The sequence below is a fragment of the Nitrospira sp. Vd2 genome (assembly GCF_979581665.1).
Map to the genome: position 1 here is coordinate 41,018 of NZ_CEFZSK010000013.1, position 15,326 is coordinate 56,343.

Genomic DNA, 15,326 nt, shown 5'->3' on the forward strand with positions numbered 1-15,326 from the left:
AGCACCCCTCCATCGGCGAAAGCAACGCGCCACTCTTACCTTGACGTCCCGGATACCCGTTTGTTAGCATCCGCCTGCGGGGTGGAGCAGTCTGGTAGCTCGTTGGGCTCATAACCCAAAGGTCGAAGGTTCAAATCCTTCCCCCGCAACCAGACTTATTTTTGGTCATTCCAGCGGCCTGCATCAGCAGGCCGCTGTAGTTTCCGCACAATTCCGCCTCTAGATAGCCTTCTGCATGCGGCCACAGCGTAATCGGCCCGCCTAGCAGTGTCTTGATGATCCGCCGCACGCGCTCAACTTGAGGCTGCGTCACGCGCTCAAGGTCCATGACGAGGCGACGGAACGACTCGACCGCGTTTGGCAGGAATGACAGCATCTTTCGTTGCTGCTCGAGCGTGCCGTCAATCTGCGCCTTGAGCTGCGCGCCCTCCTGCTCCAACCGTTCAAGCTCTGTGCGCGTCGAGGCGGTGGCGCCGCCGCTTTTGATAAACGTGAGGAGGTGCCCAATCTCCGTATCGATCTGGGCGAGCCGCGCCTGCGCGTGTTTCGCGTCGGTCGTCTCGCGCCGGGCTTTGAGCAGTCGCCCCGTCTCCTGCACGAACAGCGCGAGTCCTTCTTCTGTGAACAAGTCGTGCTTGAGGCTGTCGAGCAAACGTGCCTCGACGACTGTGCGGGCGACACGCAGCGGATTCGTGCAGACGCTTGAACCCCGGTTCAGATAGCCTGCACAGCCATAGCGCGCCGTATCGGCGATGACGAAATTGGCGCCGCAACAGCCGCACGTCAGCAGCCCACTGAAGAGGTATTTCGGCCCACGACCGGTGCGGGCGTTCCGATGCAGAACTTCGCGAATCGCCACGCCCCGCTGCTGCTGCTCGGCTTGCCGCGCGCGCACTTGCTCCCACAGCGTCTCGGGCACGATGCGCAGGTGCGGGACAGGTTTCGTCACCCATTCGCTCTCAGGCCGGAGCTTTCGCAACCGTCGGCGCGTCTCGGGGTGGCGCTCCCAGACAGAGCGATTCCAGAGCAACTGCCCGTTGTAGAGGGGATTGTTCAACAGGCCCGTCCCACGCAGCGGATCGCCGTACAGCGCACTCATTGACCATGTCCCGCCGCGTGCGGACTTCACCCCGCGTCGATTCAACTCATGCGAAATCCAGCGCGGCGACTGTCCCTCGGCGTACCAGGCGAATATCTGTCGCACCCAGCGCGCCTGCTCGTCGTCGACAGCGAGCCGCACGCCGATGATGCGCGGGCGCCCGTACTCGTCGCGCGCCGTCGCGTCGTACTCGGGCACGTGCCGGTAGCCGAACGCGCGACCGCCGGGGCTGTAACCCTGCAGCACTTGCCCGTGCAGACCCCGATGCGTCTTCTCGCGCAAGTCGTCGAGAAAGATGTCATTGATCATGCCGCGCATGGAGGCGATGACCTTGTGCCCCTTCTGTGCCGAGTCGTAGCCGTCGCTCACGCCGATAACCCGCACGCCCCAGAAGCGCAGCTTGCGCAGCGTGGTCAAGGTTTCGGCTTGGTCGCGGGTGAGCCGGTCAAGGCCTTCGATCAAGATGACATCGAGCTGCTGCGCCTCGGCCGCTTGGAGGAGCGCCTGATACTGTGGGCGATCGTGCCGTGAACCGGATATTGCCTCATCGGCGAATGTCCGCACGATAGGCCAACCCTCCTGCTCCGCACGCTTTTGGCAGACACGCACCTGATCAACAATCGATGCTTCCCGTTGGCCTTCGCTGCTGTAGCGGGCGTAAATGGCGACTCGCATGCTGTACTCCTTACTCGCGCGTTCGTTCGGTGGTTCGGCGCTTGTCAATTGACGCCTGATGATCCTTTGCCTCCATTGCCTCCTCCCACCTTGTCATAAATCATAATCAGCTGCACGATGATTGCCGCTAGGAAGTATGTGATCGCCGGTAGCCAATGTCCGCCCAACATGTTCACCGCCCCAATAACCAAAAGGATGACCATGAGAAAGACTAATAGGGCGTGCACAAGCCTTAGCAGCGCGGCTTTCATGACGAGCTCCCCGCGGGTCTCCCGTTGCAGCGCTCTTTCAACATCATGTGCCAGCTCTCGTTGGCCCTGAAACATGCGACGTGATACTGCTCGATCACACGGCGACTTACTCAACAGAACTCACTTGTGGCCATTTCGTGCACCCAGCCCACGCACTCTCTTGCTCTTGCGATTCACTCTTCGGCCAGGTCCCGCCGCGCGGCCGCCAGATCCTCGTCCGATGGTTCGATGTCCCCGCTCGGGCCACGCACCGAGGCAAATGCCTCCTGCATCGCGGTGGCTGGAATATCCCTCACGGACTCCCAGGGCGTCTCGGTTGGCTCCAGCTGCTCCAACGCGCGAATCAAGGCATAGGCTTGGCCAAGCCGATACACCTCTAGTTGAGTTTGCGCCCGCTCATCGGCGCCCGGCGCGTTTGCCGCCAAGGCCATGTACGCGGCGATGATGGCCTGCCTCCAATGGTCGGGTCTGCTGCCCTACAAAACCGCCGCGGTCACGAACCGTTCGCCCTGCTTCAGCACTCGTCGGCCTTTACGCGATTCAGCCGCTGCCTCCTCTCGTCACATCGGCGTCTCGCCTCCAGCAGGCATTACGGAAGGCCCGAGTGCTCATCCGATACTCCCACGCGTCTGCGGCATGCCCATACAGGAGCTGCCGTGTATCGTCATGCCGCTTGAACTCAACCATCGGTAGGCCGGTATGGCGACAGCACTCGCAGGCCGTGACATCGTGCAGCCAGACCGCGAGCTCCCGGCTTACGATTATGGTGACGTCCGATCTCGTCCGCGCACCTGCGGCCAGTTCGTCACAACCTCAGTGTGGGCCTGTTTCTCGAAGGCATTGGTTGATGAAACCAGTGAACTGTTGCAGCGTCCAGATTTCACACTGAGCCGACTGCTCTTGTAACGCGACGGCGAGCTTCCCATCGCCCGTAACGAAAACGTCGGCCTCGGCATTCGCAGTCATTCCAATCACACCATCCCCGGCAGCGCCGCGTTGCGTTGTCTTCGTTGCCTCGAATGTCAGACCGTGAACCGGGCCGCCATCACTCCAACGGGATTGACCCCATCGAGAGAGCCCCCAGACGCCAACGGCATCGACTGCCTCTTCCTTTGGCAGAGCGTCATAGACAGCTAGTAGCGCCGCTCGCCGCCTAGCGTCATTGGTCTTCTCCAGCTCGATTCGCACCATCATCGGGCATACGAAAATAAAGCCTCTCCTGGTGATGGCGAGACGGATTTCATCGAAAAGACCAGGCGTGTCTGTGATGTGATTGATGACGTTGGTATCAAGTGTTATCCGCCTACTCGGCGTCATTCTTTCAACCGTTGTTTGGTCTTCGGCATCGCAGGGCGCTGCACGCCGACGGTCCGTCTCCTCTGCGGGAGGCCGTCCACGAGCGTCTCGACGTCCACGCCGAGCACCTTCGCAATTCGGGTCATGGCGAGAATGCCGGGGTCTTTGATAAGGCCGGATTCGACTTGTGAAACGAATCCTTGGGTGACCCGAGCCTTTTTCGCCAGCTCCACCTGTGTCAGTCCGATGGCGATCCGCAGCCGCTTCACGTTTTCCTTTACCGTGCTGGTCCCGTGCCATATTGTATTAGCATTCTAATACATGTTCAAGCGGCACCGCGCCCGCCGTGTCGCCTGACCTTCAGCGACTATTTCTCGCACTCCCGTGGCTCAAACGAGCAATCCAACTAGCGTCGAATTTATGTTTGCTTTGACAATTGTTGCTTGCTCGGGAACAAGCAGCTCTGCATTCGCCAGAGCAAAAACGAGGTAATCTACCGTAGCAACAAATTTTGGATCAGTTGCGTGCTCAACCAATTCTCTCCAGAATGGGTGCTCGCGGTTGTAGGTAACAATGATGGTCTTACCTTCCTGTTTGACATGGTAGAAGGGAGACTGATCGCCGTAATCTCCCTCATTAAATACGACTTTAATACCGGATATCGTTTTGAGGTTTGTCAGATGCGGGGTTCTGGGACGATCTCCATTCCCCTTGGAATGTGAGCCCTTCGCCTTCGCGGGCGCTCGCTTCTCGACCAATGCCTTAGGCTTTGGAATAAGTGGGGCACGGCGAGTAATATTTGCCTCCGCTAGTGAATGATCTATCTCGCCTTTATCTACGTTTGCCCTTTTCCGCCCTTCTCTTCCTGATTCAGTAATCAGGCTCTGCGTGACTTGCCTAAGTCGATCCATGAAGCTTTGAGGTGGATTAATCGACATCTTCTTGACGTCTGTATGAAACGTGGCGTCCAGTGTGCCATCGAACGATATTTCAGCTCGGAAATGCGAAAAGTCAGGATGTTTCTTGTAGAATTCGAAAGTGACTGCCTCGATGATCTCCCGATTGTTTCTAAGGATGTAAAAACCTGAGTTCTGTGGAATGATGCCAGCGGCCTTATTTCCCGCTGGGCCGAGATCAGGCAGATCGACGACCCGAAGCGTTGCTGCTCCTCCATCAACGGGAATTTCCGTTTCCAACATCAGTTTCGTGCGAGGATCGTTCAGCATCAATGGGTCGATCGGGTCTGCGCTTCTGCCATTCACGATGATGCGTATTCCCGCCTTCAAAAATTTCCGAAACGTTTGCCCGACTCGCTTTCGAAGGGTATTGGCGAATGTGCTCGGATCTCGATTGCTTATCCTGTCGGTCTTTGACAGACGCACGACAGTACCCTTTACCCCCAAACCAACGTCTTCACCTTTGTAAGGCCCTACCCATTTTACGAATCGGTTTTGCTCTGAAATCCAGTCGAGGTCAAAACCTCCGTAGATTGCCGGACCTCCCTCCTCTTTTGTAAAGACAGCCAAGTGCTTGGAGAGTCCGATAGAGGCAGTTACGAGCCCCATTCCAAATTTTCCCAGGTCGCCGGATTCTCGTTCAGTATCGGAACCCAATCGCAAGGCTTCGCTGAGAGTGTGCTCGTCCATTCCAATGCCATTGTCGAAAATTGTAATAAGGATGTCGTTCTTCGATTCGGAGATCGTAATCCTTACTTCTGTTGCTTGGGCATCAATAGAGTTGTCGACAAGGTCCAAAATAGAGGCATAACTGTCGTAGCCCATCTCTCGAAGGGCTTCGATTGTTCGTCTGGGATTTGGAGGATTTTCGATTAATTCGGAAGCGGATACGGAAGGTGGGATTTGGACATGAGTTTCCATTGAAAGCCCTCCTGCCTTCGATAGGACCTTGCCTACCAAAGAGCCTGTATGTTGAACTGCACGCCACTGGTCTCATAGACCAATAGCCTTGCTGATAATACGTAAACCCAAACGGCCGAGTCAAGGCGAATGTAAGGCTCACGGGCAACCCACCGCCCTGGCGCCGTGCACCGGGCATGATCCAGCGCTTTCGGGCAGGGAAACGTGACAGGCGATCCTCGCGCTCAGCGCCTGTGCTGCTCGGGCTCCAGGGTCTCCTCGATCCACTGCGGATACAGCTCATAGTGCGCCCCGCTGCCGAGATCGGTCAGACCACCGAGAAGTCCGCCGAAGACCACACTGCTCAGTATCTGATTGGTCGCCTCCAAGCGTACGGTCTTGGTTTGATAGCCGGGCAATGAAAGCACGACGTGATGGTCGTGCTGCCGCTCCAGGGCGACCTTGGTCGGCGTCACGCCTCGATCCTGGTCATCGATGAGCACGCGCGCGCCGGGCGGCGTCGATTCGATGTCGATCTCCTGCGTCGGGCCGTTGGCCAGCGTTGCGCAGCCGGGGAGCAGCGCAATGATAAGAATGATAAGAAGGTACGACGGTCTCATGGCCTCTTCCTCCTGTTTTCCAGCACCTCCGCGATGCTTCATCGCGCCATGTGCCTCCCATGCTGCCCGGGGATCGATCCCCGCTGACTGGTCCTTAAATAGCGGCTCAGGCGGGGTGAGGCAACCTCGCTTTTCGGAGCCCGGTGGACCTCCGGTTCCTAGAGACCGCCGTTCCAAGCGCTTGCGAAAGGCACAGTCTGTGACTCTTCCCGAATTTTTCTCATGCGCAACTCGTCCTAAACGTGTCATCTATCCTCATCCGCGCTACACCAAAATCATGGAAGGAGCGATTGCCGTCTTGCCCCATGCAAGGATAGCGTCAATCCGATTGCTCCGCGCCCCCTTTACTTTCTCAGCCCTGTAGATGATCAATGGCGTTTGACCTAATAGCCGAGCTCGACCGGCGAGCGCACCGCGTGCACGTTGAAACCTCCCGTATGTTGGCAGAGGCGGGCGCAATCCTATGTCTTGAGGCCCGCGCTCAGTGCCGCGAGGTGCAGCGACGCGTCGAGCGGATTCTTTCTCAACGCTTTGCTTACCGGACGCGCCGGTGAGGCCAATGACTTAGCGCACGAGTCCGTGCCACCACAGATTCCATCCCCGAACGCCTGATCGCCGATGGTGAGGGCCATCGTTGGACTCCTTGTTCAATCATCGCATGCGTGCGGTCAGTCTGCTGGCTGCCGACGCGGCGCGCTGCTGGATGAACGACGACAGTTCTTGCGCGAAAACTGCGCGGAGGAGCGCACGATCGATGTGCGGCTGCTCGTCTTCGGTTTGAAACACGATCACGTCGTCGTCCGTCTGGAACCGGTACACAGGGGAATAATCCGCGGGAGCGTGCTCGCGCAGCCATTTGTGCACCGCAGCGTGATTCGCCGCCGCCTCACGTACTGAGCGCTCTAACCCGGCTCCGGGATGGCAGGGGATCGGCACGATCGAAAATTCGAGCAATTCCTGCTCATAAAAGTCGTATCCGCCGCGCGCGTTGGGCGCCTTACTAATCGGGCGGAAGCCCACCGAGACCGAATTCAGGAATCCGGTTTTGAGCAAGTCGTGCACCTGATCCGCGAATGGGTAAAGACCTGGATCAGGAAAAACCGCTCTGGCTCGCAGCGCGCCGCCTTCGACCCGAATATTCTCCGCTCGCGCGATTGGCAATTGCTTATGGTCGTGCGCCCATAAGATGATTGGATTTCTTTTGTAGTTGTCGAGCCGCCACCCGGCCGGATCGATGCTGTCGCCCTCTCGATCGGGGGACTGATCGGAGAGTCGACATTCAAACGAGCGGGGACCGCTCTTCACGATCTGGGTGCGCTCGCGATTCTTATAAATCACTTTGGGCCTCCATATTTCAGCACCATGTCGTCCAAAAACCGCGCCTGCCGTCGCTGCGTCGTCACTGTCACGCAAATGCCCTTCGAATCCATAACGCGTTCTTTATTTGTCACGCGTTCCTCTTGCAGCGCCAGGTCCGCGAGTGCGCGGACATTCACTTTCGTGTTTCGCATTCGATTCACCTCATCGTTTGAAAAATGGGGGCGTGCCGACCGCTGGTGACGAGTAAAGCGGGAGGGGACAGGGGTCGGCTTGTGTCGCGCGGCGCCCCCGACACGCGAAGAAGGGCCCCTCCCGCAACTGGCGCTCCATGGTTGAATGTCTCCGTTAGACCGTTCCATCCGGGCGGTTCCCTTGTGCGATATCTCGGCGGAACGCGAAATTCGCGCTGTCCAGTTCGTACAGGCTGGCGCGTCGGAGCGTTGAGCTCTCTGCTTTTACGCTCGCCAGCGCTTCCAGTCGCTCCAACGGCTCATGATGTTCCCGGCGGAACTCCGCAAGCGCCCTCCAGTAGGCGCGGCCGGCCTCGTCGATTTGGGATTGGAAGGCCGCCTGCATTGCCGCTCGCTCGGCTTGAACGACGCTCTCGAAATGCGCGCGGGCGCTCTGCGCGGTTGCCCACAGTCGGGGAAACTCTTTCTCGGTCAGCTGCGCGAGCTCGTCGCGCGCATCAACCACAGCGAGCGGATCGGCACGCAGTGCGATGATGTCGCGGAGCGCGGCGGCCCGCGCCTCGGCTTCCCGCACGGCCTTCTCCGCAGCCATTAACGGCTGGCGGGCGGCCCGCACGGCGGCCCGTTCCTGCAGCGGCGTTGCGGTGTCAATGCTCCCGATCGGCTCCTGCTCAGGCTGACTTTTCTTAATGCGCTCGAGTAACTTGTTGCTCATCGTCGTCCTCCTTCGTTTTAACGATCCTCAGGGAAAAAACAACCAAACTGCTCCAGGCCGCGCTGCATCGCCGGATCGACCACAACGAGCCGCTGCGCGCGCACACGCTCCCACTCTTCGGGCGATCTGTCGCACGGCGGGGTCGCGAGTGCATGTTCGAGGGCGAGATCTTCTTCCGATGCCGATGCCGCCGCCGCCGCTTCTGGCAGTTGGTCGCCGATCCCACCGATCAACACACCGCCTCGATAAAACCACATGCCTTCGTTGATCGGATGCTGCTGGGCAGCAAAGCACGCACCCGCGAGCGACACGCTGACATCGCGATGCAGCTTCTTGCTCGCGTCGACGATGCGCCAGGCCGTGTTCGAGACGGTTTCCTGCCGCAGGTTCTTCAGCTCGGCCAGCAGGCGCGGATGGCGCGGCAGCGAGAGCGTCTGCCCGTACAGCCGACTGCGCAACGCGCTCCACAGTTCCATGTTGCGGTCCATCGTCAGGCGAATGCCTTCCACGCGTCCGGTGAGGCTCGCTTGCCCCCGCGCCCACTGCAGCAGCGCGCCGGCTTCGTGACCTTCGTCGATCAGGACGCGACGCAACCCAGGGAAGCGCGTCGGGAGCGTCAGCAGGTCGGCGCGCACCTCTTCGAAGCTCACCTCGCCGGTCGGCGACTGCTGAGGATCCCAGACGCGGATGGAGGCGACGTCGAGATGATCCCGGGCGTCGGTGCGCCGCGTCGGGCGGCGGAGGACGATGACCCGCGAGGTCAAATCGCGCCGCGTGGAGAGGTCATACATCCCGAAGGCAACGGCCTCGTCCGCCGGAATCTCGGTCAGCGCCGGGTCGACACAGGTATCAATGACGGCCGTCGGCAGGAAGAGGTCGGCCGTCTCGGCAAAGATATTTTCCAAGTCCCGCTGCATCTGCGACGGGCTCAGCATGCCGAGCGCCTGCTTCAACCAGGCAATCGTGGTGCCGGAGGCGTGCGGGTTTTCGTTGGTGTCGACCCGAATCACGCGCATCTGCGGGGAGGGTTTGGTGGCCAGTTCGTAAAACCAGCCGCGCGGCGCGCCAGCCGAGGAGGCGATGAGCATCTTGCCTTTGGAGGCAATGACGCTCGGGGCCACCGTCAAGAAGGTTTCATCGGGAATGTCGCGCCCCTCGTCGGCGATCAGCAGGCTCACGCTCCGGCCCGGCACCGTGGCTTCGTTCGGCGCGACGACTTCCATGAAGCCGCCGGTTTCCGGACATTCCATGCTGTTGCGCGTGAAGCGGACGACCTCCCGCAGGCCCAGGCGGGCCATCAGCTTCTCGACCGGCCGGCGGAACTTGCGCGTGAAGATCGCTTCCGCCTGCGCCTTCGACGCCGACAAGTAGACGATGTACGCATCCCGCGCCGTGAGCAGGTGGACGACGGCTTCGCTTTTCAGGAACTCGGTCTTGCCGGACTGGCGCACGGCCAGGATGACGAGCGCCAGCACATCGGGATCATCGATCGCTTGCTGCGCCTCGGCATACCAGGGCAGACGGACGATCGGTTTGCCCCGTTCGTTCGGAAGGCGTGACAGGATTAACTCCCGCGTCAGCTTCATGGGTTCATGCCCTCCTGCTATAGCGGGGGCAAGGCGTGCAGCCGCGCCGCCAACGTCGTCTCGACCGGTTTCGCGCGCCGCGCGAGGCCCAGACGCGTGAGCAGGCCGCCGAAGACGTTCAGCGCCTGCATGTACGTTCCTTCATCGACCGGCTTCCCCGTCGCCAAGCCCGCCTCCTGTCTCTCAAGCCACGCTTCAAGGCATACGAACCGCGCGACCAGGGACCGTTGCTGATAGCTCAGGACCTCCGGGCCGCCCAACGACTCCTCGAGTGCCCGCACGCGCCCCTTCAAGACGCGCGCAGCCAGGAACCGGCCGTCCATCTGGTCGAGGAAGGGGCGCTCAGAGTACCGGTTCGGCGTCTCCGTTAGACCTTTCGGCTTCGCACCACGCTTTCCCGCCATATGCTCGCCCTATCCCTCCAAGGCTATGAGCCGGCCTAGAACCTGCTCGCCGGTGCGAAAATCGGGTCCCCGATTTTGTCGGAATCGCCGAACGTCTTGATTCTCCACATTAAGCGCCGGTTTGTTTTCATACGCCGACCCAACGGCACCCCGGCGTCTCTCTGCTCGACCCCATCGGCTGGGGGGCCCGCCGGCAAAAGTCGGACCACAGCAGCCTGATGCCGACACGATGGCGTGGTTGGAAGCTTGGAAATGCTTCCCTTTATATAGGGAGCATTTTCCAACCATCCTTTCCAACCACTGACCATCGGAGGGTGAAAGCCTGGAAGAGATTGGAAAATGACCGCGTTTCCAACCATAACCTTGCGATTCATGGTGTCTTTACCGCGTACAGCTTCGCTCCCTTGGAAAGTTTTCCAATTTCCAAGCACCGCCCCTCGTCCTCGAGCAGGTCGACCGCCTTCCGGACGGTCTTGTCCGAGCACTCCAACGCCTCCGCAATGGCCTTGATCGAGACTCCCTGCTTTCCGTTCGTGGCCGTTTCAGGGGGCAGTTTTGCCATGACCTCGTACACTTGCTCCTTACGCATCTCCGCCGCCGACGTGGGCTTGAGCTCCTCGGCAATCACGCGGAGGTGTGTTACGGCATTCTCCGGCCCATCCGACTCTACTCGGATGCTGAAGGGCGGAACCGGGGCACCATCCTTTCGCTGGACCTCAATCTTCACGACGCCTTGCTTCCGGCCGATCGGTTCGAAGAAGAGCGAGTTCTCGCCCCAGGCGCCGAGTTGATATGATCCGTTCAACTCCTGTGACCCCCGTCCGGCCCGATGCGTCCCCTGGACCTTGCGATTGTGATGAATGACGCGGAAGATCGTGCCATGCTCCCGACGCAGGCTATCCAACACGTCGAGCATAGGCCCCACGTCTTCCGATTTGTTGAGGTTGCGCTTTGTCACTTTACGAAGCACGTCGAGGTAGACGACCGCCGGTTGGAAGACGGCGAGGGTGTACTTCAGCTTATCGATCCAGCGCTCGTCATCCAGCGTGAAGCCCGTCCAGTTGGCGACCAGGAACCACTGGTCGAGGTCCTCGCGGATCGCAGGGTCGTCGGGATCAAGGCCGTGTGCACGGAGCAGGGCGGCAAGTCTCCCCTGCGTCCGAGCGGGCGGGTCCTCTTCTTCGATGAAGGAGACGCGCTGCCGAGAGGGAACGGTGAAGCGTCCGGCGACTGGCTGCCCGATTGCGAGACACAGCGCTTCCTCAAGCGCCCAGATCGTCTTGAACAGCTTCTCCTCGCCGCCGATCCAGCCCCCGCCGTTCGAGCTCAAGACGCCTTCGATGAGCGGCTCAGGCTCCGGATAGTCACGGCTAAGAAATTGGCCGAGTCCCTCGCCGAGCAGATCCGTGGCGCTGCTCGAGCCACCCGAGGCTTGCGCCTCGCCCGGATCCGATCGCTTCTCTCCATTTTCATCATGCGGCGGCGCCACCTGATCACCCGCCGGCTCGTCGTGCTGCCCCTCGCAACGCACGTGATGTCCGTTCCCGTGATAAACCTCCGAGCACCGGGCGATTGCACGTTGAATGGTCGCCTGGCCATACGTCCGGCCATCCGCGTAGTGGCGCTCATCCCATTTCGGCCGCATCAGGGCGGAGCGTCGAAAGATCCGGTCCATTTGCTGCTCGTTGCGATTGGTATAGAAGGCGAGGTGCGCACAGAAGGCTGCGTCCGCTTCACTATGCGAGGGATAGCGTGACGTATCGCCTTGAAAAAGCCGCAGCACGTCCCCCCCATTGCGCGCCTGCCGGATTGTCTCGAGAAGCACGTCGTCATCGAGGTCCTGCCAGACTTCGCCGGTGGAGACAGTGGCTGAAGCGGCAGGAGGGGGATCATCGCGAAGATAGCGCTCCGCGAATCGCGCTAAGGCTTCCGTCCGCTCGTGCACCTCGTACGGCGCCCCGGGCACATGCCGACCAGTCACCGTGAGGTAGCGTGCCGTCCGGTAGCACTCGATCCGCCCCTTACGGCACGGCGCAGCATCTGGCAGCGAGCCGCGACACCAGACGTGCACGCCGTCGGTTGGGGAGTACTCGGCATAGCTGTCCAGGATGTCGAGAATCTCGCGCGCCCACGGCTGGATCGTCCCATCGGGATCCACGCAGTGATCTAGATCAATGGCGACGAGATCGTCCTCCTCCGTCACGACCAGGCCAAGCCCAGCCCAGCCGCCACGCTGGTAGGCGTGGACAACTTCTGGAAAGAGAGTCCAGGTTGACGGATCTGTCGTGCTCGCGTAGGCCCCTGAGACCTGAAACGGCGGCTTCGTCGCTTTGCCGTTCCGCTGCTCAAGGTTCCACAAGACCCAACGCCGCCGCTCGGTCAGCGCGCTTGGGATGGTCAGCGGGGACGGCGCATGAATCATGCAGCCACCCTGCGACGGTCCCGCAACCCGAAGGCTCCGGCGATGTTGTCCCTAGTCATTTACGTGCTTGCTCCGTCGATGAGGTGCCTGAGCCATTCCGCGACGAGGTTCACGGTCTGCATCCGGCGGGTGTCGCCGCCGTGATCCGGGTGTTCCGCCATCGCTAAGCGGCGGAAGCCAATGTCGACGAGGGCCTGGGCCATCCCGCGATCGGGAAGGGGCGGCAAGGTCGGCGTGATGTCGTTCTCGTCGTCGACATCCCACCCTCGCGCTTGCGCTTCGTCGCGCACATAACTCTTCAACGGCTCGCGCCACTCGTGCTCGCGATCAACCAACCATCTGAGATACCAATCGGGCAGATCAGCAAAGTCAACGTGTTTGAATTTTCCGAAGGGCATTACCGGCCGATCACGCACGACCGGCTCCGACTCGGGGGATGTTTCGGCCAGGATGAACTCGTCGACCGCGACGGCTGCGAGGAGTTTGATGAGATCCTTCTCTTCATCGGTCAGCGGACGGCCGAGGCGACGCAGGTCGAGTGTCGCCTTATGGTGCAGGGCGGAGTTGAATATTCGGCGAGATGAGGTCATCGTAGGCTTAATGTTTAGTCGTCCAGCCCCGAACTTGACCGCACCCAGTACTCAAGCGCCGCGACTGGGAAGAGAATCCTTCGCCCGACGCGCATCACCTTTAGCTCGCCCGCCTCCACCAACCTTCGTATCGTCTTGCGGGAGAGGCCGAGACGACGTGCGGCCTCGATCTCGTTTACCGCCAGTACGCCATCATCGGCATGACGCCTCATCATGGGTGCTCTCCTTCAAATGTCCTGGTATCCATTGACGTCACCTGCGGAGCATACGCATGCCCGGAAAGAGCACAACGCCGTAAACGCGGAATTTCGAGAAAGTGCTAACGAATTGGCGGGCTTGGGATAGATTCGGCAAGGGCGCCTGGCGGCCCGAGTAGGGCCCGGACCCAGCTGGCACCCCAGTCAGGATAGTCAGGCAGGTATGGGCAGCACATCTCGATCGTAAAGTGATATCGTGCCTGGGGCGGCAGTAGATCTTTGTATGTTAGATGCATGTCACGATCGAGATGCGTCAACGGCTGCATGTAGCGCGCGAGTAGTGGCCGGAAAGCCCTGTCCACAAGAAAGAGGGCTATGTGTCGGCGAAGCTCCGCATCGGTGGGCCACCGAGTCTGGTCGTCAAGCTCCTCTCGCAAATGCTTAGCTTCGTCGCTTACATCTTTCGTGATTATCTCGTGCACGAGCGGCCAGTCCGCTTCTCGCTCCAGCAAAATCTCGGCCGCGAGCAGGGCCCGGCTCAGCAAGGGCTTCAACCAATCCTGACGCTTGTGCTGGGCCTGTCTTGGGATGCCGCGAACAGCCGAGTCAATGAGGTCCGCGGGCAAAAGCCACCTGACGTCCTGAAAGAAGCGAGCCATCGTGTCGCTTAACGGCAAACCCTCATAGATGCCAAGCGTTCCAAGCGCACCCGGCAAACCGTGCCCGCGATCGAGAAGTCTCCCCACGGCACGGAGATCTTCCCGGTGGACCTCAATGTCGTAGTCGAGTACTTCATTTTCGCCGGGAATACGAAAGATGCCGTGAAGACGCAGTCGCAATGGAGCGGATCGCCATTGAAAGAGCCGCGGCAGCCGAGAGCAACTGAGCGCCTCAGCATCTCTCCAGACCAGCGCGATGGCCTGTGTCTGCCACAGGGAGAGCAGTTGTGTGGTTCGGTATGGAACAGCCCCGGTCTGTTCCAGCCGGGTGCGATACCGTGCGATCAGCGTCCGCTCACGGACGGAAAGCGGACCGAGCAGTTCTCGTGCACAGAGATCGAACAGGACTTCCCATCGCGCCGCGAGCCGAAAACGACGAAGGAAGGGCTTCGGCTTGAAGCTGAGCGCGATCCGGCCATATGGGGGCGGCCGGTCTCCCAGACAGTGGAGCCGACTCTCGACGCGGATTCGGCCCCGGACATCGGTTGTCCAATGAACAACAGCGCCGGTTGCTAGAGGAATCTCCGTCGACATCCGCCCCCTGCAGACGGTCCCCTGAATCGAAGGAAGTCGGGGCCACGTCTCAGGGTGGACGTGTCAAGCCGGCCGGCCAGCCGGCTTCAAGCCCCGACGGTGCTATGCTACGCTACTGCGGGCCTGAAGACGAGCCCGGTAGCAGGGGCACGCGCAGCAGGGGCGTGCGAAATAAATGCTGAATCGAGCCCCCGCAACCAACGCATTCACAAAAACGGCCTTGGCTTCGAAAGGAGCCAAGGCCGTTTTTGTCTGAAATAGTTGTTCCCGGTGTACTACAGCAAAACCAGCCCTCAGGCAAACAGCTTGTCGAGCAATTCATCACGGGTCAGTTCAAAGTGGCTAGCAACATCAGTGAGAATTGCTGAAAGCGTCCCGATACGGAGCGGTGTATGCTGCGGAATCGTCAGATGGTGCTGACCTCGCTGGGTGGTCGTGAGCCGAAGATGGCTACCAGTTTGACGTGTGACTGTGTAACCAAGTTTCCGAAGAGCTTGCCCAAGCTGGTTCCCCGACAGATCGCGGGGAAGCTTCATACGGTGATGACTTCGTCTCGAACGTGATGTAGACGAACAAGCTTCGGAGCCTTTCCTTCCTCGAAATGACAGCGCACCGCATCTCGCACCTTACCGGGCAATTCGGCGAGCGTATCCGCCTCTGTAAAGATCGACACTCCAAGTCCGCGCGCGATGTATCCGCCCTCCGGCGCCTCCTCGACAACGAAAATTAACTCGCTCATACGGGCACCGTAGCACATGATATTGCTGCACTCAAGTTTCTAAGCACCGATGGCGTTCACGCTTTCCTGATCTCGTTTGAAGCGATCCGGCCTAACGCGACAATTGTAGAGC

At 60.1% G+C, this 15,326-nt stretch carries 19 protein-coding genes and 1 tRNA gene; 1 reads left to right on the plus strand and 19 read right to left on the minus strand.

All coding sequences use genetic code 11. From position 1 onward, the window contains the following. The first annotated feature begins 75 nt into the window (after positions 1-75). A tRNA-Met gene (locus tag AC1U7K_RS07385) sits at positions 76-152 on the plus strand. Here AC1U7K_RS07385 and AC1U7K_RS07390 read toward each other — a convergent pair. From AC1U7K_RS07390 to AC1U7K_RS07480, 19 genes are all read right to left on the minus strand, one after another. Next, positions 131-1,774: a recombinase family protein gene (locus AC1U7K_RS07390; RefSeq protein WP_480250399.1), complete on the minus strand. Its 1,644-nt coding sequence runs from the start codon at positions 1,772-1,774 to the stop codon at positions 131-133. The two genes, AC1U7K_RS07385 and AC1U7K_RS07390, sit on opposite strands and share 22 nt — an antisense overlap. A gap of 44 nt (positions 1,775-1,818) precedes the next feature. Then, positions 1,819-2,025, minus strand: a complete 207-nt coding sequence (locus tag AC1U7K_RS07395) for a hypothetical protein (protein WP_480250400.1) — start codon at positions 2,023-2,025, stop codon at positions 1,819-1,821. Positions 2,026-2,198: 173 nt separating this feature from the next. Next, positions 2,199-2,456, minus strand: coding sequence for a hypothetical protein (locus AC1U7K_RS07400; RefSeq protein WP_480250401.1), 258 nt, complete (start codon positions 2,454-2,456; stop codon positions 2,199-2,201). A gap of 382 nt (positions 2,457-2,838) precedes the next feature. Continuing rightward, positions 2,839-3,342, minus strand: coding sequence for a hypothetical protein (locus AC1U7K_RS07405; protein WP_480250402.1), 504 nt, complete (start codon positions 3,340-3,342; stop codon positions 2,839-2,841). After that, positions 3,339-3,590 carry a helix-turn-helix domain-containing protein gene (locus tag AC1U7K_RS07410; protein WP_480250403.1) on the minus strand — a complete coding sequence of 84 codons (252 nt, stop codon included), beginning with the start codon at positions 3,588-3,590 and terminating at the stop codon, positions 3,339-3,341. The genes AC1U7K_RS07405 and AC1U7K_RS07410 overlap by 4 nt, the downstream gene beginning before the upstream one ends. A 120-nt stretch (positions 3,591-3,710) precedes the next feature. Beyond that, on the minus strand, positions 3,711-5,198 hold the full coding sequence (locus AC1U7K_RS07415) for an ATP-binding protein (protein WP_480250404.1): 1,488 nt from the start codon (positions 5,196-5,198) through the stop codon (positions 3,711-3,713). Positions 5,199-5,422: 224 nt separating this feature from the next. Continuing rightward, complete coding sequence (locus tag AC1U7K_RS07420; protein ID WP_480250406.1) at positions 5,423-5,797, minus strand: PEGA domain-containing protein; 375 nt, start codon at positions 5,795-5,797, stop codon at positions 5,423-5,425. Between the two features lie 461 nt (positions 5,798-6,258). Next, on the minus strand, positions 6,259-6,429 hold the full coding sequence (locus AC1U7K_RS07425; RefSeq protein ID WP_480250407.1) for a hypothetical protein: 171 nt from the start codon (positions 6,427-6,429) through the stop codon (positions 6,259-6,261). A 19-nt stretch (positions 6,430-6,448) separates the two neighbouring features. Beyond that, the gene (locus AC1U7K_RS07430) at positions 6,449-7,135 is read right to left on the minus strand and encodes an HK97 family phage prohead protease (RefSeq protein ID WP_480250408.1); all 687 of its coding nucleotides are present in this window, start codon (positions 7,133-7,135) and stop codon (positions 6,449-6,451) included. Further along, entirely contained in the window at positions 7,132-7,308 is a 177-nt protein-coding gene (locus tag AC1U7K_RS07435; RefSeq protein ID WP_480250409.1) for a hypothetical protein, read from the minus strand. Before AC1U7K_RS07435 ends, AC1U7K_RS07430 begins: the two co-directional genes overlap by 4 nt. Before the next feature lie 154 nt (positions 7,309-7,462). Then, entirely contained in the window at positions 7,463-8,023 is a 561-nt protein-coding gene (locus tag AC1U7K_RS07440; RefSeq protein WP_480250411.1) for a hypothetical protein, read from the minus strand. A 17-nt stretch (positions 8,024-8,040) separates the two neighbouring features. Continuing rightward, positions 8,041-9,609, minus strand: coding sequence for a terminase large subunit domain-containing protein (locus AC1U7K_RS07445; RefSeq protein WP_480250412.1), 1,569 nt, complete (start codon positions 9,607-9,609; stop codon positions 8,041-8,043). Positions 9,610-9,626: 17 nt separating this feature from the next. Beyond that, positions 9,627-10,013, minus strand: a complete 387-nt coding sequence (locus AC1U7K_RS07450) for a hypothetical protein (RefSeq protein WP_480250413.1) — start codon at positions 10,011-10,013, stop codon at positions 9,627-9,629. Between the two features lie 370 nt (positions 10,014-10,383). Beyond that, positions 10,384-12,435, minus strand: a complete 2,052-nt coding sequence (locus AC1U7K_RS07455; RefSeq protein ID WP_480250415.1) for a phage NrS-1 polymerase family protein — start codon at positions 12,433-12,435, stop codon at positions 10,384-10,386. Between the two features lie 59 nt (positions 12,436-12,494). Beyond that, positions 12,495-13,025: a putative quorum-sensing-regulated virulence factor gene (locus AC1U7K_RS07460; RefSeq protein ID WP_480250416.1), complete on the minus strand. Its 531-nt coding sequence runs from the start codon at positions 13,023-13,025 to the stop codon at positions 12,495-12,497. Between the two features lie 14 nt (positions 13,026-13,039). After that, positions 13,040-13,240, minus strand: a complete 201-nt coding sequence (locus AC1U7K_RS07465) for a helix-turn-helix domain-containing protein (RefSeq protein WP_480250417.1) — start codon at positions 13,238-13,240, stop codon at positions 13,040-13,042. 104 nt (positions 13,241-13,344) lie between these two features. Continuing rightward, a complete protein-coding gene (locus AC1U7K_RS07470; protein ID WP_480250419.1) occupies positions 13,345-14,475 on the minus strand; it encodes a hypothetical protein in 1,131 nt (376 codons plus the stop codon). A 293-nt stretch (positions 14,476-14,768) separates the two neighbouring features. After that, a complete protein-coding gene (locus tag AC1U7K_RS07475; RefSeq protein WP_480250420.1) occupies positions 14,769-15,011 on the minus strand; it encodes a type II toxin-antitoxin system HicA family toxin in 243 nt (80 codons plus the stop codon). Next, positions 15,008-15,214, minus strand: a complete 207-nt coding sequence (locus AC1U7K_RS07480; protein WP_480250422.1) for a 2-oxoisovalerate dehydrogenase — start codon at positions 15,212-15,214, stop codon at positions 15,008-15,010. Before AC1U7K_RS07480 ends, AC1U7K_RS07475 begins: the two co-directional genes overlap by 4 nt. Positions 15,215-15,326 lie beyond the last annotated feature (112 nt).